16 protein-coding genes and 2 tRNA genes are annotated in these 20669 nt (G+C 57.9%); 11 read left to right on the forward strand and 7 right to left on the reverse strand.

The window, feature by feature from the left end; translation table 11 throughout:
* Nucleotides 1-16: 16 nt before the first annotated feature.
* The 3 genes from GF108_RS16980 (at nt 17) to GF108_RS22755 (ending at nt 4093) form a co-directional block, all read left to right on the forward strand.
* Nucleotides 17-685, forward strand: a complete 669-nt coding sequence (locus GF108_RS16980; RefSeq protein ID WP_172982659.1) for a molecular chaperone — start codon at nt 17-19, stop codon at nt 683-685.
* Nucleotides 660-3113: a fimbria/pilus outer membrane usher protein gene (locus GF108_RS16985; protein ID WP_153669235.1), complete on the forward strand. Its 2454-nt coding sequence runs from the start codon at nt 660-662 to the stop codon at nt 3111-3113. Before GF108_RS16980 ends, GF108_RS16985 begins: the two co-directional genes overlap by 26 nt.
* A 197-nt stretch (nt 3114-3310) precedes the next feature.
* Nucleotides 3311-4093, forward strand: a complete 783-nt coding sequence (locus GF108_RS22755) for a spore coat U domain-containing protein (RefSeq protein ID WP_153669237.1) — start codon at nt 3311-3313, stop codon at nt 4091-4093.
* Between the two features lie 489 nt (nt 4094-4582).
* On the opposite strand, the gene GF108_RS16995 is transcribed toward GF108_RS22755, so the two are convergent.
* The 3 genes from GF108_RS16995 to GF108_RS17005 form a co-directional block, all read right to left on the reverse strand.
* A complete protein-coding gene (locus GF108_RS16995; RefSeq protein ID WP_153669239.1) occupies nt 4583-5002 on the reverse strand; it encodes a hypothetical protein in 420 nt (139 codons plus the stop codon).
* A 77-nt stretch (nt 5003-5079) separates the two neighbouring features.
* A complete protein-coding gene (locus tag GF108_RS17000; protein WP_153669241.1) occupies nt 5080-6588 on the reverse strand; it encodes an NAD(P)H-hydrate dehydratase in 1509 nt (502 codons plus the stop codon).
* A 169-nt stretch (nt 6589-6757) separates the two neighbouring features.
* On the reverse strand, nt 6758-7066 hold the full coding sequence (locus GF108_RS17005; protein WP_113280697.1) for a DUF6665 family protein: 309 nt from the start codon (nt 7064-7066) through the stop codon (nt 6758-6760).
* 266 nt (nt 7067-7332) lie between these two features.
* Between GF108_RS17005 and GF108_RS17010 the strand changes: the two genes are divergently transcribed.
* The gene (locus tag GF108_RS17010; RefSeq protein ID WP_153669243.1) at nt 7333-8046 is read left to right on the forward strand and encodes a DNA helicase; all 714 of its coding nucleotides are present in this window, start codon (nt 7333-7335) and stop codon (nt 8044-8046) included.
* A gap of 127 nt (nt 8047-8173) precedes the next feature.
* Here GF108_RS17010 and GF108_RS17015 read toward each other — a convergent pair.
* Nucleotides 8174-8248: transfer RNA gene (locus tag GF108_RS17015), tRNA-Asn, on the reverse strand.
* A 235-nt stretch (nt 8249-8483) separates the two neighbouring features.
* Between GF108_RS17015 and GF108_RS17020 the strand changes: the two genes are divergently transcribed.
* Nucleotides 8484-8735, forward strand: coding sequence for a hypothetical protein (locus GF108_RS17020; protein ID WP_036814496.1), 252 nt, complete (start codon nt 8484-8486; stop codon nt 8733-8735).
* Nucleotides 8736-8813: 78 nt separating this feature from the next.
* On the opposite strand, the gene GF108_RS17025 is transcribed toward GF108_RS17020, so the two are convergent.
* The gene (locus GF108_RS17025; RefSeq protein ID WP_172982660.1) at nt 8814-9479 is read right to left on the reverse strand and encodes a metallophosphoesterase; all 666 of its coding nucleotides are present in this window, start codon (nt 9477-9479) and stop codon (nt 8814-8816) included.
* Nucleotides 9480-9869: 390 nt separating this feature from the next.
* On the opposite strand from GF108_RS17025, the gene GF108_RS17030 reads away from it, so the two are divergent.
* Nucleotides 9870-9943, forward strand: a tRNA-Cys gene (locus GF108_RS17030).
* A 140-nt stretch (nt 9944-10083) separates the two neighbouring features.
* Here GF108_RS17030 and GF108_RS22760 read toward each other — a convergent pair.
* Entirely contained in the window at nt 10084-11253 is a 1170-nt protein-coding gene (locus GF108_RS22760; protein ID WP_153669247.1) for an effector-associated domain EAD1-containing protein, read from the reverse strand.
* 309 nt (nt 11254-11562) lie between these two features.
* Here GF108_RS22760 and GF108_RS17040 point away from each other — a divergent pair, with 309 nt between their 5' ends.
* The gene (locus tag GF108_RS17040; RefSeq protein WP_153669249.1) at nt 11563-13014 is read left to right on the forward strand and encodes an NCS1 family nucleobase:cation symporter-1; all 1452 of its coding nucleotides are present in this window, start codon (nt 11563-11565) and stop codon (nt 13012-13014) included.
* 53 nt (nt 13015-13067) lie between these two features.
* Here GF108_RS17040 and GF108_RS17045 read toward each other — a convergent pair whose 3' ends face one another.
* Complete coding sequence (locus GF108_RS17045) at nt 13068-13619, reverse strand: GGDEF domain-containing protein (protein WP_051614898.1); 552 nt, start codon at nt 13617-13619, stop codon at nt 13068-13070.
* Nucleotides 13620-14042: 423 nt separating this feature from the next.
* Between GF108_RS17045 and GF108_RS17050 the strand changes: the two genes are divergently transcribed.
* The 4 genes from GF108_RS17050 (at nt 14043) to GF108_RS17065 (ending at nt 20324) form a co-directional block, all read left to right on the forward strand.
* Complete coding sequence (locus GF108_RS17050) at nt 14043-14717, forward strand: protein-L-isoaspartate O-methyltransferase (protein WP_153669253.1); 675 nt, start codon at nt 14043-14045, stop codon at nt 14715-14717.
* A gap of 143 nt (nt 14718-14860) precedes the next feature.
* Nucleotides 14861-16255, forward strand: a complete 1395-nt coding sequence (locus GF108_RS17055) for a TolC family outer membrane protein (protein WP_091945836.1) — start codon at nt 14861-14863, stop codon at nt 16253-16255.
* A gap of 206 nt (nt 16256-16461) precedes the next feature.
* Complete coding sequence (locus tag GF108_RS17060) at nt 16462-17319, forward strand: PopZ family protein (protein WP_153669255.1); 858 nt, start codon at nt 16462-16464, stop codon at nt 17317-17319.
* Between the two features lie 218 nt (nt 17320-17537).
* Nucleotides 17538-20324 (forward strand): valine--tRNA ligase, encoded by a 2787-nt coding sequence (locus GF108_RS17065; protein WP_153669257.1) that lies wholly within the window; start codon nt 17538-17540, stop codon nt 20322-20324.
* Nucleotides 20325-20669: the final 345 nt, after the last annotated feature.

Raw genomic sequence — 20669 nt, forward strand, 5'->3', positions numbered from 1 at the left:
TTGTCTTTGGTTGTCGATGTCAACCTGGGCTGCGGCGTCGTCACTGACGGTCATGCCCATAAAGCTCGACATTTCCGCCCCGCAGGTCGCCAGCAAGCTCACGTTGACCAACGGCGACGATGAGCCGGTAAACATTCAGGTCCGGGTGTTCCGCTGGTCGACCGTCAATGGCGTCGAGAAGCTTGACCCGACGCCTGATGTAGTTGCGAGTCCCCCAGCGGCGAAAGTACCTGCAGGTGGCCAATACGTGCTTCGTGTGGTTCGCGTCAGCAAGGCCCCTGTCGTCGGCGAAGAACGCTACCGGATCTTGATCGACGAAATTCCTGACGCGAGGAAAGCCAAGGCCGGCACGGTAGGTTTTGCGCTGCGTTTCTCAGTTCCGGTCTTTTTTCACAACAAGGATGCGGTCGACGCCAAGGTAAGCTGGAGCGTCAAGCAGACGCTGAGGGGCCTGGTCGTGACCGGCTCCAACGCCGGCGATATCACCGCACGCATCTCCGATCTCAAAATTCTCTCGGGCGGCCGCGTTGTTGCCAGCAAGTCAGGCCTTGTCGGCTATGTGCAGGGCGGGTCTACCGCCGACTTTGCGCTGGGGCTGGTGAAAGGTCCCTTGAAGGGCAACGTTCAGATCCGGGCTCAAAGCGATAGGGGCGCAATCGATGCGACGGTTCCTATACGCAATTAGCTTTGCGATAACCGGAACACTTGTACTTAATACACTTGCTTCTGCTCAGCAGCCGGCGCAAGGCTCGACCCCGATCATCCCGGCTGCAACCGGACTACAACCGGAACTGGGAACTCTGCAATCGCACACGGCCCAGGAACTGCAGCTCGAAGTCTTTATCAACAACGTGTCCACCGGCCTGCTCGGCGCCTTTGAGCAGGCGCGGGACGGACATCTCAGCGCCAAGGCCGGTGAACTCAAGGAACTCGGCTTGCGTCCGCCGAAAGGCAAAGGGGCGGACGATGTAATCAGTCTCAACGACCTCGCAGGCGTTTCCTATCGCGTGGTGAGCGAGACCCAGATGGTTTACATCGTGGCCACGGACGCTGCGCGTTTGCCCAAAATTATCGACGCCAACCCGACAGAAAAGCGGCAGCCTGCTGCGGCGAGTACGGGAGCTGTGCTCAATTATTCCTTGTTTTCGAGCACCGACAACATGCTTGATGGTTCGTTCGAGACGTTTCGCGGCGTGTCGGGTGGCTTTGACGGGCGCATTTTCAGCCGTTTCGGCACGCTCAGCCAGTCTTTTACCGCCAGCCTGTCCGATGGCGAGCTCGGCGGCGTCGAGCGTCTGAATACGCTCTGGACCTACTCGGACCAGAACCGCCTCGTCACCTACAAAGTCGGCGACTTCATATCGGGCGGTCTTTCGTGGACGCGCCCCGTCTATCTCGGCGGAATGCAAGTTTCGCGGAATTTCCGCCTGCGTTCGGATCTGGTGACCTTGCCCATGCCGGGCTTTACCGGCACAGCGGCTGTCCCATCGACACTCGAAGTCTATACGCGCAACGCCAAGACGTTTTCGATGGACGTGCCCGCTGGCCCCTTCAGTGTGACCAACCTTCCGGCATATACGGGAAATGGCGACGCGCAGGTCGTCGTGCGTGACACGCTCGGGCGTGAAACGCGAACATCGCTGCCATTCTACAATACCGCGGACATGCTGAAACAGGGTCTCATCGACTTCTCGGTCGACGGTGGTTTTCCCCGGCGTAACTTCGGCACCGAATCGAACGACTATTTCGGCGAGCCGGTCGGAAGCGCGACGGCGCGCTACGGGGCCACGGATATGCTTACGCTCCAATCCCATGTCGAGGGCGGGGCGGGCCTGATCAATGGCGGCGCCGGCGCCGTGTTTTCGGTAGGCGGCTATGGTGCGCTGTCGCTGGCGGCTGCCGGCAGCCACTACGAGGATGGTACGGGCATGCTCCTCAATGGCGGGCTGCAATTCGATATTGGTTCATACAGTCTCTATGGCAATGTCCAGCAGACCTTCGGAAGCTATGACGACATCGCTTCTATCTCGGCCGATGACGGCGTCGATTTAAGCAGCAGCGGCTACATATTTACCGGTTACACGCAAATCTACAGCCCGCGCGTACCCCGCCGCACCATCCAGGCTTCCTTGAGCGTTCCAACGCCGATCGAACGGGCAAGCCTCAACCTGTCCTTCACGCATATCGAGGCCGATACGGGCGAGAAAAGCAGTATTGCCGGGATTTCCTATAGCCAGGCAATGTTCAAGAGCACCTCTTTCTATGCATCCGCGTTTACCGACCTAAACGACAGCGACAGTTTCGGTATTTTCGCCGGCCTGTCGATCCCGTTCGACAATGGCATTGGTCTCAACACAGGACTCGAACAATCCCCTGACGGGTTGGCCGTCACGACGGCTCTGACGAAACATGAAACGCAGCGGGAAGGCAGCTACGGCTGGAGCCTCAGAGACCGCGAGAGCGATGCCGCAAATCGGTCGGCATCAGCCAGCTATCGATCGAAATATGCGAGAATCGAAGGTCAGGTAAACCAGTATGACGACACCGCACAGGGCAACCTTTGGGTCGATGGTGCAATTGCTGTCGCGGGCGGCGGGGTTTTCGCCACCAATCGTCTCGACGATGCCTTTGCCGTGGTCAAGGTTGGTGCTCCCGATGTCGAGGTTCGTTCGGACAACCGGGTGATCGGACGCACGAACAAGTCCGGACGCATCATTGTTCCAAACCTGAATTCCTACGAGGAAAACCGTATCGATATCGATACGACCAATCTTCCGGTCGATGCTACGATCGATTCGACGCGCACCATCGTCGTTCCGGCGCAGCAAAGTGGGGTCGTCGTCGATTTCGGCGTCAAGGAAGACCCGGAGGCGGCTGTTGTTTCCTTCGTCGATGCCGCTGGCCAGCCGCTCCAGGCCGGGTTGGCCGGCAGTCTCAACGGCCAAGATGATGCATTTGTCGTCGGTTATGACGGACAGGCGTTCATCCAGGGTCTCAAGGCAAACAACGCCGCGTCCATTCATCTGGCGGATGGGGCAACTTGCACAGCAGAGTTTGAGTACCAGCCGACACCAGGGCAACAGGTGCGTATTGGAGGCGTTCGATGCCAATGAAGCGCCGCGGTTTGCAAGGCAAAGGAAAAAGTGCGAGGAGACTTGTTTTATGAGAACGCTATTGGTTTGCCTCGTATTCCTCCTGGGAATGTGGGTGGTTCCGGCTGCAGCCAACGCATCCGCGACCTGCTCAACTCAACCGGATACAATAGAACTCGAGGCCATGAGCGGCGAGTCGGCCATCGTCACCTTCCCCGGTGAGTATCTACTGCGATATCGCGCGGGCAAACGTAGGTTCAGCTTTTTTTACATGCGCGAAACTAGCTGAGACCGACGACCTGACCCTGAAATCCAAAGACGGTGACAAACTCGCGTTCGAAATTTTGAATCACGGCCAGTCTGCCGCCAAAAGCAGCTACGACACCTATCTCTTGAATATGGAGGGCACGGATGGTTCTTTGGAATACATGTACGATTATTGGACGGTGAAGATCCCGCCTGGCCGTTGGGTCAAGGACGGTACCTATCAAACAGATCTCCATCTTGATGTATGGTATGGCATGTTCAGCGAAGGTGCCAATCCCTCTTGCTCGTCGGCGGTACCCCCTCAAATGGTCCGTTTGACGACAATACGCCCGCTTATCGTCGAGATAAAGCCGAGCTGCAAGCTGGGCGTGATGGGTGATCTTGATTTCGGTGTTGTGACGCCTGTCACGGACTGGAAAAATTTGCGCGCCTCAACCGCGCTGAGCGTACAGTGCTCGCCAGAGGCGAAATACCGGATCGCGATCGACAATGGCGAGCCAAGAAGTTCGAAAGTCCGTAGGATGTATATGGAAGGCTCGAAGGAGACCTCCGTCGCCTATGAACTGTATAAGGATGCTTCCGCCAGCGCACGGTGGAGAGAGAATGACGCTGTCAAAGGAACCGGCACCGGCCTTCAAACAAAGGTTCCCGTACACGGCCGAATTACTGAACCGCTCAACAAAAAGCCGGCGGGAAAGTATTCCGACACGGTTCTGGTGACGATCGAATTCTAGCAACAAGCAGCAGCGCCAACGGTGGACTGGACGCGGGTTTAGGCGCGGCGGTGCGATCAAAGCGAAGCGGGTAGCAAGCGATGAGCTTGGTGACGCAGCAAGCCGCCCTCATGTGCCGCGGTGGCAGGTTCCGGAATACCTCGCCGTCGCGACGAGAAAACGATTAGCGATCTGGCGCTGGGACTCCGTAATGAACGACATTTGCGTCTAATACACGATACGCGTGTATCCAAATATTCGATGCAGATCTTAGAAAAGCAAAAGGCCGGGAGCGACCCGACCTTCCTAAACTTACCTCTACATCAGTGCCAGTACATCCGTGGTCAAAGACGAAGATAAGCTGTTCGCTTGAGAACGTTCACTACCCTGTTATTACGACAGAATGATGACGTGCATCGATTAAAACGGGAAGCGCGTACGCAACACCTTTTCGCGCTCGGGAACAAGGTGAACGATCAAGGTAAAGACCGGGTTAATGCGGGCGTCGAACTATTGGGCCGGTCCCAACAATCGATCCTGGTTGGTTCGCCCGCCGATGCAGGTGTAGCGAACCTCATAGCGCGGATCCATGATCGCGGTCACGTCCTGAGCCGTACAGTTTCGCCCGGTGCTGCGCAGGAACTGCTCGGCGGCGTCGCGGTAGACTACCGGTGGCGTCGCCACCAGACCGCCGGCTACGCCGCCCGCAAGGCCCTTGACAAAACCTTGCGTCGCCCCCCCGCCGCCACCCGGTCCAATCATCAAGCGGTTGCGCTGCGGATTGTCGATGATCTGGAACGACTGGCCGTTGCTCGCCGTAAATTGTTGCTGTGGCAGGCCGCCATAGTTGGATTTTGCGTAGTCGATCCCCGCGCAACCGGTCAAAGCGGCGAGAAGGAGAGGGGCTGTCAGCAGCAGCGAAGGTTTCATACTGTAACTCCATAATTGACGCCTTGAGTGGCGTGGCATTCCTGTCAGGCGTACCGGGATCGGCGCCTCCGGCCCGGTTATTTGCTCTCCTCTGCGGTTTCCATCAGAGAGGCTAGAACTATCCCCGCTGCCCGCGGCAGATCTTCGGCAATCAGCCCAAAGCCAAGTGCATGGGCCGCCGCGCCGTGGATATGAACCGCCGCGCAGGCCGCGGCAAACGGCGCCATGCCCTGCGCCATCAGTCCTGCGTTGAGCCCCGCAAGCACATCGCCCGAACCTGCGGTCGCCAAAAGGGGCGTACCGTTGCTGTTGATGACGGCGCGCCCGTCTGGCGCTGCAATGACGGTATCGGCGCCCTTATAGATAATGATTGCGTTGGCGCGCGCAGCTGCAGCGCGTGCCCGCTCCAGCTTTGAGGGCATAGCCTCAGCATCGAGATCAGGGAAGAGGCGCTTGAACTCGCCTTCGTGCGGCGTAAGCACCAGGCGCACTTCCGGCAGACGCCGGGTCGCGGCAAACAGCATATCCGGCTTGTCCTTGAACGATGTGATCGTATCGGCATCGAAGACGAAGTGTCCGGGCGCCTTGTCAAGGAGCTCAAGCGCAAGGGCGCGCGTCTTTTCGCCAATACCGAAGCCGGGCCCGATAACGAAGGCGGTCGGCTGGCGCGCTTCGATAAAGTCAGCGAGATCCTGTCCATGGTCGCACCGGCTGAGCATGATCGACGTCAGATGCGCTGCGTTGGCCGCAAGTGCCTCACCTGGAGAAAGGACCGTGACCGCGCCCGCGCCGCTGCGGGCGGCAGCCGTGGCGGAAATCCGAGCCGCTCCCGTTGACGTGGCGCCGCCCGAGAATACGGCGGCGTGGCCGCGACGATACTTGTGGGTGTCGAAATCAGGCGAGGGGAGTTGGCCCCGCCACAAGCCGGGCGCGTTCTCGAAGCAGCGCGGCGCGATCGCGGCGAGCACCTCATCCCTGATGCCAATATCGTGGACGATAAGATCGCCGCACAGCGCGCGGCCCGGATAGAGCAAATGCGCAGGCTTTTTTCTGAAGAATGTGATCGTGCTATCCGCATGGAAGACAGTGCCGAGCGGCAGGCCGGTTGCGCCATCGAGCCCCGAAGGTACATCGACGGCTACCCGGCGCACCGGCGCTCGATTGGCGCGCTCGATCGCCTCGGCAGCCTTGCCGGTGACCGGCCGGTCCAGCCCGGCGCCAAACAAGGCGTCGACGACGACAGAGCCGGACTGGGGCGCGAAGCCATCGATTGAACGAGGACGTAGCGGGCAGTCCGCAAGTGCGCGGGCGGCATCGGTGCCGGCCTTGGGCGCGCCGTCCGACCAAACGAAGGCGCTGGCGCCGCTGTCGTTTAGCGCGCGGGCGATCACATAACCATCGCCGCCATTATTGCCGGGCCCGCAAAGCACGTGAAACGCAGTTGCATCGCCATGATGGGCAAGGAGATGGCTTGCGATGCCTTCGCCGGCACGGAGCATCAGCGTATACCCGTCTCCCGGTCCGGCAGCGATGCTGAGCCGGTCGGCCTCGTTCATTTCGGCCGGCGTCAAGATCTCATATGCCATTCGCGCTTTCCCTTGAACATTTCGCTCGAGACTAGAACAAATCCCGGCGAAATGAAGCCGGTTCAAGCGAAGCCGGTGTTGGAAGCACGCTCCGCAGCCTCCAAAACGCGGCAAGGCCGGCAAAGTTCAACAGGCGGCAGCGCCACGCGTATTCGTTGGTCTATGAATCCTAGTCGGCGCCCAGCCGCACCAGCACGGCGCGCGGGATACCATAGTGGTTGATCGCGTCGTCATGTCTGCGCAGCCCGCAAAGTTCGCGCTGGATGAAATAGGCGTGCACTGCTTTCGCCGCTGCCTTCAGGCGCGCCGCGCGTTCAGTATCCGAGGCTGCGTTCAGTTGCTCCAGCGCCTGTTCGACTTTCTGTCCCGCGCGGCCCAGCGCCGCTGCCATTTCAGCGATGATTTCCATGTCGATCGCGCTCGGCGGCGCTCCGCGATCGAGACCGGATGAAGTGTTTTGTGGCGGTCGAAACGACATGGGCAGCTCGGTACAAGGGTCATCGAAGGGCGACGATCATAATTCGAGCATACGAGCAGCCGCATCGCAAGGGTGCATTGTTCGCCCCGCACGGCTTGCCGCTGCCACGCAGAATCGGCTACGAATCGGCTTCGGCAAAGCCCATGCCTCCCCCCTCCATTCGGGAAAGCATCATTCATGCAGGGTGAAGATTTTTGAAACCGACTGTTCGAGCACGACGCATAAGGAGGGACTGCAGCATATGCTCGCAATAGGAGGTTATTTAGATGAAATTGTCGGCACCCGTTTTCCATTTGAAGCGTCAGGCCAAAAACCTCGCACGCGAACTCGGCATTCCCCTGCATAAGGCGCTCGATCAGATCGCGGCGAGGGAAGGGTTTACGCGCTGGAGCTTGCTCGCAGCCACAGCGCCTGCAGGCTTGCCGGCCAGCGAGTTGTTTTCCCGATTGGATCCGGGCGACCTCGTATTGATCGGCGCGCGGCCCGGCCAGGGCAAGACGCTGATGGGTCTCAGGCTGGCCGTTCAAGCGATGAAGGCGGGCCGGCAAAGCGCGTTCTTTACGCTCGAATACACGGCAAAGGACGTCGTCGATCGCTTGCGCGCCATCGGAGTCAATCCCACGCTATTTGATCAAAGTTTCGAACTGGACCACTCCAATGCCATTTGCGCCGATTACATCATCGAGCGACTGGCACAGGCTCCAAATGGGACATTGGCCGTCATCGATTATCTGCAGCTACTCGATCAAAAGCGCGACAGACCGGATCTGACGACACAGGTGCAAGCGCTGCGAGGGTTTGCACGGCAACGAGGGCTGATCATCGTCTTCATTTCGCAGATCGACCGGTCATACGATCCATCGTTGAAACCCTGTCCCGATCTGCGAGATATTCGATTGCCCAATCCGCTCGATCTCGCCTTATTCGACAAGGCAGTGTTTCTGAGCAATGGAGCGGTGCGGTTCCAGACCATAAATTAGTAAACGCCGATGCCGCAGGCCGGTAAAATCAACCGGATCCGGCGTTGCATATGGCCCGACACGTAAGTACGCGAAGCTCGCCGGCCTTCAAAAAACTGCAATGAATGTCTGGGATTGTGCTTGGAAGTGGCTCCCCGGGCCGGATTCGAACCAGCGACCAACCGGTTAACAGCCGGTTGCTCTACCGCTGAGCTACCGGGGAACAGCTACTCAGTCATCAGCGATGTGGCCTATAGCAAAAGGGTTTCGCTTTTGCAAAGGACCATTTCGATTTTTTTTTCCGCAAATGTGCATAATGGAAGGATGACATGGCCGGCCCGGCTTCTTACATCCGGTCGAAACACGTCCAGATGATGGGAAAAGTTTTGGCTGCGCGCCCGGAAGACAACAAGGAACACGCCGAGGAGGCGCACAAGGCCCGGGTCAAGCGCCGGCATATGCGCATTCTCGGCCGCCACGTACCCATGCCGCAATCGGTGGCAATGCGTCGCACGCTTGGCGGTGCGCTTGTCGCTGGCGGTACGTTGGGTTTTCTCCCGGTTCTCGGGTTCTGGATGATTCCGCTCGGCCTCGTCGTCCTGTCGCATGATTCTGCCCTGGTGCGGCGCAAGCGGCGTCAGTTGGAGGTAAAGCTCGGACGCCGCTGGAAGGGGAATGCCGCGAACAAGAAAGACGGCTCTGGCACGTGATGACTTGGCCGCATACAGTCGGGCTTTCCGTGTACGCACCTATGGCGGGAGTGATTTGTAAGCGACATGGCGTGCGTATCAGATTGCATGAACCTCGCTGCCCGTATCAGCAACATCAACGTCGACAAATTCCAGTTCGGTCAAGCACTGGAACGTCGTTCGCCCACGCTGAAAAATCATAGACTCGTGCCAATGGCCAAACACCCAATATCGAGGCTGGTGGTGATCAAGCATTGTCTCCAAGGCTTGCCGCGTGCGTGAGCCGTCCGCAACCTTGGTTTTGTTGACGGCAGCCATGATTTCGCCGGCGATAGATTCGGGGCATTCGTGTGTGCATACGATCTCTGGCTTCATTTCTACGTATCGGCTCACACAGTCTTGCAACTCGGCCGTCGTGCATTCTTCGTCTGACCACCAGTCCCGCCCCTCCGTGCGGTAGGCGCGATCGATACTAACTGCACCGCCAAGGCAGAAGATGCCATCCACCGCTGTGCCATCCGGGATCCAGTATTTGTGGCGACGGCAGACCTCGGGGTTGTCGTGATTGCCCCTTATGAACAGGTGCCGTCCCTTGCTCATCCTATCGAATGGAGGGTTTCTTGCCCAAACTTCTTCGCCGTATCTGATTGTCCGGAAGCCAACACCCATGTCGCCAACCTGAATGCTGAACGGCACGTTTTTGATTGCGGCTTTGTATCCGTCATACTTGCCGTGTACATCACCGATGAAGCGGACTTTGGTCACGCTGCCCATCCCCAACGTCTCGCCAAGTAGATTGTGCAGTTGCGCAATAGTACCTGTGTTTGGAACCACGGCGTCGGCGGTGAGTCGAGGCGCGCGCTATCGCATCTCCTGTCCACAGCACTATGCGTTCTTTTTCTTTGCCATGGGATACCTGCCTGAAGTCGCAAGCCTCGGGCGACCGGTGAAGATTTCCCATTAGTATGGAAGCACTTTTGTGAAGGCAAGCCGGGTGGTCACAGAGCCAATTTTAACCAATCAGGAACGATGCGAGAACGCCTGTTCGGAATGGGATGAGGAATTTGTTCGGAATGGCTTGACGGAGCGATTTCGGTCTCATAGAGAACAGCACCGGAGTTTCAACGGGTTATTCCGTGCTTCGACTGCAGTTGAGGCCTCGTGGCGGAGTGGTTACGCAGAGGACTGCAAATCCTTGTATCCCGGTTCGATTCCGGGCGAGGCCTCCAACTTGTCCGGCTCCGCTCCAAATTTCTGAAATGTTTGATTTTTGTCGGGTGTGGCAGCATGGGCCACCGCTTCACCCATAGGGTGTGGCTTGGTGTCCTTTCAACCGAACATTTCCTCAAGCATCAGGTCTGTAGCCTCGTCAATTGAGTTGAGCGTCGATGCTTGCAGTCGCTCGAATTTGCTCGACGAGATGCCTGGTGCTCGGAAAGCGCTTCTCCTGGAGGGCTCGAACCAGATCGAGGGTCCATCCCTCGGCTTGGACATAAAGCAGATAGTCATGGACCTGTTGCTCAAATCCGCCATCACTGACTTTCAGTCCCATCGGCCCTTTATTGAGTTCGTTCGCGAGGAACAAGTCGAAGTCCGCGGCTTTAGGAAACGTGCGCACAATCGATTCGCGAAGGACTTTCTGCTGTTTGCCGGAGATATCGTCCCAATTGACCGTGGTATAGTCGACAGAAGCTGGGTCGCTGACCGTTTGGGAGCTTTTGACGAAGGACGCGGCCCCTCCTTGCGGTAACAAAGGTGCTTTGCGCCGTCGCACGCGTGCGACCAAGACTATGATCCCGCCGATCACTACAAGCGACGCCAGGAGTGGAACCAGCGTCTTGAGAAACACTTCGCCCCAGGACGCAGGCTTCACCTTGACGGAGACTTCTCCGAAATAGCTGTCGATACGCAGGCGTGCTGTAGAATCGCCGTCAGGAATGAGCGCATAAAGAGTAGCTTCCAGAATTTGATCTCCCTCGTTAAGCGCCGTCACCTGCCATTTCCAAACTGTTGGAAAATCCCCTTCGGCAATTGGCTGAACCCGCTCACTGATCGGCACGATACGGAATGAGCTGCCCTCCAGCTGGGCTTCCATTTCTGTCGAAACGCGCAACGTCTTTAACGAAGTCTGTTCATCATGGGTCACCGTTCCCATGAGAACCTCGTCAGAAATGTTGACTCCGACGCGAGCACTCACGGTCCGCGTTTCCTGGACCGTCATTTCTCCGGGAGCAATCAACACAATCTTGCCGACGGGGAGGGCCTTGAGGGTTTCGCCACGTTCGTCCAGGCGGGTGCTTACCTGCCCTTTGGCAGGATAGGCGTCTGGAGGCGGTTTCGCATTCACATCACCGAACGCGCCGTCAGCGTTAGGGAACGTCGTGCCCTTATCGTTTGGCGTTATCTCCTCGCGATTGAGCGTTGCTTTTCGGCCTTCGGCTCCATCATACCGGAAACTCAAGACAGTCAAGGCCGTGGCTACCGCAAGTAGCGAGATGATGCCTACGCTAATCCAGACTGATCGACGCCACTTGAACACGTGTTCGCGCCCCCTTCCGCTCAATATACTCGATTGCACGAGCGTTGCAGAGCCGGCTTTTTGCGTAACACAGCCGTATGCGCAGACGTCGTGCCGCAATTCATCGCCATCACAAGGCTCGTCAGTGCAAATACGATTGTGGAGAAGTATTTAGCCTGCGCACAATAGAATAGGAAATGGCTCAACTGTTGGCTATGCTCTGCGAAACCAATCAGCGTTCCCAATTGTTGGAGGGGTTGATTGGGGTTGCAGCGTTCAATGCCGAGGGCATTGAACTATTCGATATCCCGTCTGAATTAGGAAGGCGATATGTCTCTAAGCAATCCTTCACCCGCATTGCACAATGAGGATCTGGCACCTGCCACGGAACGAAAGTGGGGTGCCTTCAGTATTTTCAACGTGTGGACGTCGGACGTTCACAGTCTTTGGGGCTATTATCTCGCGGCCAGTCTTTTTCTTCTTTGCGGGAGTTTCCTCAATTTCATCATCGCCATTGGCCTCGGCTCTCTGGTGATTTTCTTCCTCATGAGCCTCGTCGGCAATGCCGGCGTCAAGACGGGCGTGCCGTTCCCTGTGCTCGCCCGAGCGTCGTTCGGCACGTTCGGTGCAAACGTGCCGGCGCTGGTGCGGGCCGTGGTGGCATGCTTCTGGTATGGTGCACAGACCGCAGCGGCCTCGGGCGCCATCGTCGCGCTGTTGATCCGCAATGACGCCATGCTCAACTTCCACCAGAACAGCCATATGCTCGGCCATTCGACGCTGGAAGTCATCTGCTATGTGATCATATGGTCGCTGCAGCTGATGATCATCCAGCGCGGCATGGAAACGGTCCGCAGGTTTCAGGATTGGGCCGGTCCTGCGGTGTGGATCATGATGCTTTTCCTTGCGATCTATCTGGTCATCAAGGCGGGGACATTCTCGTTCGGCAGCGAAATTCCGCGCGATGTGCTTTTGGAAAAGACCAAGGATGCGGGCGTTCCGGGTGAACCCGGTTCAGTTGCCGCGCTCGCAGCGGTGGCGGCTACATGGATCACTTATTTCGCCGCGCTCTATCTCAATTTCTGTGACTTTTCACGCTACGCGAAGGATGTGAAAACGTTGCGCAAGGGCAATCTTTGGGGCCTGCCGATCAATTTGCTCGCCTTCTGCCTCGTGGCCGGCATCACCACGACAGCCGCATACACGGTCTATGGTGAAGTGCTTCTACACCCCGATGGCATTTCAGCGAAGTTCGACAACTGGTTCCTGGCGCTGCTGGCAGCTCTTACCTTTGCCGTTGCGACACTCGGCATCAATGTGGTGGCGAATTTCGTTTCCCCGGCCTTCGATTTTTCCAACGCCTTTCCACGGCAGATCAGCTTCAAGCGCGGCGGTTATATCGCGGCACTGATCGCCCTGTTGCTCTATCCATTCGCGCCGTGGGAGACGGGTGCTGCCCACTTCGTCAACTTCATAGGATCGACCATGGGCCCGATCTTCGGCGTCATGATGGTCGACTATTACCTGATACGCAAAGGCGTCCTGGATGTGAACGCGCTTTACCAGGAAAACGGGGAATTCCGTTTCCAGGGTGGGTGGCATACAAATGCATTCATTGCCTTCGCGGCCGGCGTCCTGTTCTCTTCGATACTTCCGACCTTCACCAGTATTCTGCCATCCTGGTGGGGAACCTATGGCTGGTTCTTCGGCGTGGCGATCGGTGGCGGCGTGTATTTCATGCTGCGCATGGGAGCGCGCGCCAAACCGGCTTTCGCCACCTGAATCGCAGGCTATCGTCGAGGGTTACTGCGAGAAGCGGGGCATGCCGGGATCTTTCAACTCGAACGTCGTTCCGAGTATCTGCGGTAAACGCCCTTGCCGGCCTTCTTGGCGATGTAGAGCGCTGCGTCGCCACACCAGAGCAGGCTTTCCGGCGTGTCGCCGTCGCGCGGCGCCAGTGCTGCGCCAACATTGACGGTGACCGTGACCGGTTCCGCGCGCCCGAGATCGAGCGGTTCGGATACGGTGCCGATGATGCGGTCGGCGATGTTCGCAACTTCATTGGCGGTTACTTGCAAAAGGATGATGGCGAATTCGTCGCCGGCAATGCGATATACGACATCGTTCCTGCGCATGCACGACTGGAGCCGGTCGGCTACCAACCGCAGCAGGGTATCGCCATCGGCGCGGCCGTAGCGCTCATTGAACTTGCCGAAGCCGTCGACGTCGATGCACAGGATTGCGAACTGCAGACGATCGTCGAAATCGCTGTCCGCATAGGTGCCGCACAGGCTGTCGAGATGTTCTTCAAGCGCGGCGCGGTCGGCCAGTCCGGTCAACTCGTCCTGCGTGAACGGAACATCGCCGAATCCTTTGACCTCAATCATTTGCCTCGATTTCCTATCGTCCATGTGGACGCATCCTCCGCGTTCCATGTGGACAATGACAGGTGGGCGCCCAACGTTCAATCCCGCATTCGGCCAAGGGTTAAGCAACCGTACCCGAGGCACGCTCCCGGCGTCATTTGGCTATGATCTCCGCCCGGCTTTGCGCATGGGCAAGTGGTGCACGAACGCCGCAATCCTCCAACAAATTGGGTCATGCAGTCCGAAGCGCATTAGTCATTCATTGACGCTAACGGAATTTTTTGCCACACCCTTTAAGTAAAATAGTAACTTCTGTGAGAGGGTGATCCTGCGAAGGACCATCAGCTTGACAGACGGCGGGTTTGATGGGGATTCGCCAGAAGCATGTTACGCGCTTGCAAAGCGTAGTGGTTGCAAGCGCCTTGCCAGGAAAGCTTGTAGAGAATGACACCGAATTTCGAAGACCTGCGGATCAAGATGGTCGACAATCAGTTGCGCACGACTGATGTGACCGCAAAGGCCGTTCTGCAGGCTTTTCTAGACGTTCCACGGGAAAAATTCGTGCCGGCCGCGCGTCAGCTGCTGGCCTATATCGACGAGGATGTGCTGCTCGCCTCGGATCGTGCCGAATCGGGCCCGCGCTATCTGATGGAGCCGTCTCCCTTCGCGAAACTCGTACAGCTTTGTAATATCCAGCCCGGCGATGTCGTTCTCGATATCGGCTGCGGCACGGGCTATTCCGCTGCTGTCCTGTCGCGAATCGCAAGCTCGGTGATAGCTCTCGAAAGCGACAAGGAATTGGCCGACAAGGCCGCCGAAACCTTGCCTGCGCTCGGCTTCGACAACGTTGTTCTGGTCAATGCGCCGCTGAAGCAGGGATATCCGGCCGAAGCGCCCTACGATGTAGTCATTATTGAGGGTAGCGTGGACGAAGTTCCTGGTACATTATTCGACCAATTGAAGGAGGGGGGACGACTCGCGGTGGTCGTGGGGACCGGAAACGCGGGCAAGGCTATGCTCTACGGAAAGAATGAGGGGATTGTTTCCGGGCGCCGTGCCTTCAATGCCGCGGTCAAACCGCTTCCTGGATTTGAGAAGGTTGCTGCGTTCGAGTTCTGACTGCGGGCGATGAGACAAATGTGCAACTGTAGCTGAATTTTGTTGCACATCGGAAGTTGTGCCTGTGGCCATCTTGGCAATTGGCAGTTATTGAACCACATGTTGTCGAACCAATCGGTTCGGTTAAACGTGAGAGTTAGAGAATGAAGGGGCTTATGGTGTTCAAAGCGGGTAAGCGAGTTCTAACCGCAGCGCTATTGTCAGCGACGGTGTTGGCCACAACGCCTTCGATGGCAGAGACGATCTTTGGCGCGATGGCCAAGGCCTATAACAACAATGCTTCGCTGAACGCAGACAGGGCCGGCGTGCGCGTTACCGATGAGGGCGTTGCAGTCGCGAAGTCCGGCTACCGCCCGATCGTTTCTGCGACGGCGGATCTGACGTCCACCAATCGCCGCCTGGATGGCGGCCCAAGCGGCACTTCGAATGTTGGTACATTCGGCGTTTCGGTGAATCAGGTGCTTTTCGACGGTTTTACCGTAAGCAACAACATCAAGGCTGCGAAAACCCAGGTGTTGGCCGCGCGCGAAAACCTGCGCAATAACGAGCAGAACCTGCTTTTCAGCGCTGCGCAGGCTTATATGAACGTCTATCTGACGCGGCAGATCGTCATTTTGCGCCAGAAGAACCTCGAGTTCCTCGATGAACAGTTGCGCGCCGCAAAGGCGCGTTTCGACGTTGGCGAGGGCACCCGGACGGACGTTGCGCAGGCAGAGGCGTCAAAGGCTTCCGCGATTGCAACGCTCGATGCTGCAAAGTCCGACGAGAAGACCGCAGAGGCGACCTATATCCAGATCGTCGGTGACGCTCCGGGCAGGCTTGCGGCAGCGGCGATGGCAACGAAAGCCGTACCGAAATCGATGGATCAGGCATTCTCCATTGCCACCAACAATCACCCCGCGATCCTTTCCACACAGTACGCTGTCGACTCGGCGGGCTACAATGTGAAGGCCAATGAAGGTCAACTCCTGCCGCAGATCGGCTTGAATGGCACTATCCAACGCGACGAGATTTTTTCCGGTGGTATCAGTTCGGGAACAACCGACGGAACGTCTGCTTCGGCGGGCATACAGGTGACGATCCCGATCTATAATGGCGGCCGAACCTCCGCGCTCGTGCGCCAATCAAAGGAAACGTTGGGCCAGCGTCGTATCGAAGTTGACGTCGCTCGCGACAGCGTGCGCCAGGCAATCGCCCAAGCCTATTCGCAGATGGAGTCCGCCAAGGCGCAGATTGTTGCGCAGCGTTCGGTTGTTGCCGCCGCCCAGCTCGCTCTGAACGGTGTCATCGAAGAGCGCAAGGTCGGACAGCGGACAACGCTCGACGTCTTGAATGCCCAGGCTGATGTTCTGACTGGCCAGATCAATCTCGCGCAAGCGGAGCGCGACAGCGTGGTGACGAGCTATGCGGTTCTTTCCGCCGTGGGTCGCCTGACCGCGATGCAGATTGGACTCCAGGTTGCAGAGTACAAGCCTGAAGAGCATTACGATGCGGTCAAGGACAAGTGGATCGGCTTGCGGACACCAGACGGCCGCTAACTCTTCTCCGTTTCTGATTGATTATTTGCCGTCAGGTCGATCGCCTGGCGGCAAATTCATTTCAGGTCTCCGACAATCGCCTCCAGAAAATCTGTGGGTTAGCGCCAAACACCGCGCGCAGGGATTCTCAAACTCAATCCGAGCCTCTACACTGAATGCAGATTCGTTGCAGCGCAACGGAACAAGATGTAGTGGGCAAGGGTATTATGGCACAATCATCCAGCGTCGCGCGGGAACCTTCGATGGAGGAGATTCTCGCATCGATACGTCGTATCATTGAAGAAAGCGATACGACGCGGACCGACGATGTGCCGCCCAAAGCAGTCAACACCGACGTCGCTTCGCCTGTAGCGCGCTCCGAGCCCCCCGTCAGCGAGGAGCCCGTCTTGCCGCCGCGCGAGGGTATCGCATTAAAGCCTCCTGTTGCCAGCGCAAGGCCGACCTTTGAAGCGCCCTTGCGCAGGGCTGCGTCACCGGTGCAGGCGAAAGCCAGCGAACCGGAGATTGCCCAGGCGAAACCGATGGAACTACCCGCCGAAGATGCGACAGAGCAGGCAACCGCCAGCTACGCGGCGCAGGCTGAAGCGAACGAAACTGTCGTGTCGGCGCCCGTTGTGGATGTTCCGGCCCATCTCCAGCAGCCAGTGACTGAGATGAGTATCGAGGAGGCTCGAGCTCTTCTACCGGAGTTCGAGCCGATCGCAGATGTCAGGCCGCCGGTTACGCCACGGGTAGAACCTGCCGCAGTGACCGAGTACCTGGCCGAGCCAACGAAGGAACAAGAAGACGTGCGTAGCGCAAATCCGGACGAGGCGGTCTCGCTCAATCTCGAACAGGCGCTGGAGCCGATCCTTTCCGCAGCAGCGGAGCGCGAAGTCAGCGCCGCTTTTGACAATTTGTCGTTTGCCGTGCGCAATGAGCAGCGCCGCTCCTTTGACGAGATTGCGCAGGAGATCATGCGCCCGCTCTTGCAGGATTGGCTCGACAATAACCTGCCGACGCTGGTCGAGCGTCTGGTGCGCGAGGAGATCGAGCGCGTCGCACGTGGTGGGCGGCGGGCCTAGGCCTTCCAATTCAATCGCATTTTCGGCGAGGCTGCACCGCGCGGGCGAGGATGCGCTCGCTGAACCAAAATGCGCCACATTGCGCATGCCATTGGGTAAGAAGCCCAATGATTCTACGAGCAGTGCCGGGCGCGCGTTCGACAAGCATCATTGACTTATAGGCAGGCATTCGGTTTACACCGTAGCCAATCCTTTCCGCGAAATGACGGACCATTTGCATGCTTGAGAAGACGTATGACGCAGCGGCCATAGAGCCGAAGATCGCAGAAATCTGGGACGAGGCCGGGGCCTTCAAGGCCGGGGCCGGTTCGAGACCGGGCGCCGATCCTTTTGCCGTCGTCATTCCTCCGCCCAATGTCACTGGCTCGCTGCATATGGGCCATGCGCTCAACAATACCATTCAGGATATTCTGGTGCGCTTCGAGCGCATGCGCGGCAAGAACGTTCTGTGGCAGCCTGGAATGGACCATGCCGGCATTGCGACCCAGATGGTTGTCGAGCGCCAGTTGATGGAACGCCAGCTTCCCGGGCGCCGCGCCATGGGACGTGAAAAGTTCGTCGAACGTGTGTGGGAATGGAAAGCGGAGTCCGGCGGCATCATCGCGGGACAGCTCAAGCGCCTCGGGGCTTCATGCGATTGGTCGCGCGAACGCTTCACCATGGACGAAGGTCTATCGAAGGCGGTTCTCGAAGTCTTTGTAACACTTTACAAGGAAGGTCTCATCTACAAGGACAAGCGCCTCGTCAATTGGGACCCGAAGTTGCTTACCGCGATTTCGGACCTCGAAGTCGAGCAGCGGGAGATCAAGGGCAATCTCTGGCATTTCCGCTATCCGCTTGAGAACGTCGCGTTCGACCCGGAAAACCCGCACACGTTCATCGTCGTCGCTACCACGCGCCCGGAGACCATGCTTGGCGATACCGGTGTTGCCGTCAATCCGGACGACACGCGATATCATGCGCTGGTCGACAACAATGTCGTGCTGCCGCTCGTCGGCCGGCATATTCCGATTGTCGCCGACAGCTATGCGGATCCGGAAGCAGGTTCCGGGGCGGTCAAGATCACGCCGGCTCATGACTTCAACGATTTCGAGGTCGGCAAGCGCAACGATCTGCGCCAGATCAACATCCTCAATACCGATGCCTCGATACACCTGAAGGACAATGACGATTTCCTGGAAGGCCTCGAGCCTTCGCGAAACCTCACCCAACTCATCCATGTACTCGACGGCAAGGATCGCTTTGCTGCGCGCAAGCTGGTCGTGACCATGATGGAGGAGGGCGGCTACCTCGAAAAGATCGAGGAACATACGCACATGGTCCCACATGGTGACCGCGGCGATGTGCCGATTGAACCGTTCCTGACCGACCAATGGTATGTGAACGCAGCCGAACTCGCCAAGCCGGCGATCGCGAGCGTGCGCGAAGGCAGGACCAATTTCGTTCCGAAGAATTGGGAAAAGACCTATTTCGACTGGATGGAAAATATCCAGCCCTGGACGATCTCCCGCCAGCTGTGGTGGGGTCATCAGATCCCGGCCTGGTATGGTCCCGATGGCCAGGTTTTCGTCGAGCGTACCGAGCAAGAAGCACTGAGCGCCGCTATCCAGCATTATCTAGCCCATGAAGGCCCGATGAAGGCCTATGTCGAAGACCTCTTGGAGAACTTCAAGCCCGGTGAAATCCTGACGCGCGACGAAGATGTGCTCGACACCTGGTTCTCCTCGGCACTCTGGCCGTTTTCTACGCTTGGCTGGCCGGACACGACGCCGGAACTTGCCACCTATTACAAGACCGATGTGCTCGTCACCGGTTTCGACATCATCTTCTTCTGGGTCGCCCGGATGATGATGATGGGCCTGCACTTCATGAATGAAGAACCGTTCCATACGGTTTACGTGCACGCTCTCGTCCGCGACAAGAACGGCGCCAAGATGTCGAAGTCGAAGGGCAATGTCATCGACCCGCTCGACCTTATCGACGAATACGGCGCAGACGCGTTGCGCTTTACCCTTGCCATCATGGCGGCGCAGGGGCGCGACGTGAAGCTCGACCCGAGCCGTATTGCCGGCTATCGCAACTTCGGCACCAAACTGTGGAACTCGACGCGCTTTGCCGAGATGAACGGCGTCAAGCGTGACCCGTCGTTCCGCCCCCAGGATGCCAAGCTCACGGTCAATCGCTGGATCCTGACCGAACTGACCAATGCAGTGCGCGACGTCACCGACGGGATAACCAGCTATCGCTTCAACGAAGCGGCGGGCGCAGCCTACCGCTTTGTCTGGAACCAGTTCTGCGATTGGTACATCGAACTATTGAAGCCGGTGTTCAATGGCGAGGATGCCGAAGCGAAGGCGGAAGCGCAGGCTTGCGCTGCCTATGTGCTCGACGAGATCTACAAGCTGCTCCACCCGTTCATGCCCTTCATGACCGAGGAGCTCTGGGCCCATACGGCTGGAGAGGGCCAGACCCGCGATACGCTGCTTTGCCATGCTCCATGGCCGCAGCCGGAGTTCCTCGATGCTGAAGCCGCTGCCGATATCAACTGGCTGATAGATCTTGTCACCGGCATTCGCTCCGTACGGGCCGAAATGAACGTCCCGGCAGCGGCGGTTGCGCCACTTGTCGTCGTCGGAGCCAACGAAGCCACGCGCGAGCGGCTCCAGCGGCACGAGGCCTCGATCAAATGGCGGGCGCGCGTCGATTCGATCACGATCGGCAATAATGTGCCGAAGGGCTCAGCGCAATTCGTTATCGGCGAAGCCACTGCTTGCCTGCCGCTTGGCAGCCTTATCGATGTCGATGCCGAGGTGGCGCGGCTCGGAAAGGAAGCCGGCAAGATTGCCGACGAGCTCGAAAAAATTAACAGGAAGCTCGGCAATGAGAAATTCGTTGCCAATGCCAAGCCGGAAATCGTCGCCGCTGAGCGCGAGCGTCTCGCTGAACTCGAAGCTGCGGCTAAAAAGATCGAGGCTGCAATTCAGCGTGTCCGCGACGTCGAATAACCCACAACGAGGATTCGCTTACCCGAGCGAATCCTCGGCTTGGCTCCGGCTTTCCCCGATGGCGGTTGTGGGTAACTTCCCATTTTCGCCTGTCATTTACCCCAATTTCGTCATTTTTCTACGTCGTTGCATTTGCGCAACAACGGCAACTTTGACGCGAAAACCGTCCTTTTTGGCCGTAACCCTTTCGGATTAGTTTGGAAAATTGCGAAAAGCGTCGCGTCGAGGCGGCAAATTTCGTGGTTTTGCAAAAACCCGTTAATTCAACCAAAGAGAGTCCTCCCTTAAAGTCGTTGCACGTTCTGCGAGCTTTGTTACCTATTACGTATTAGTAACAATTCTGCT

The organism is Phyllobacterium sp. SYP-B3895 (assembly GCF_009647635.1).
Taxonomy (GTDB): domain Bacteria; phylum Pseudomonadota; class Alphaproteobacteria; order Rhizobiales; family Rhizobiaceae; genus Phyllobacterium; species Phyllobacterium pellucidum.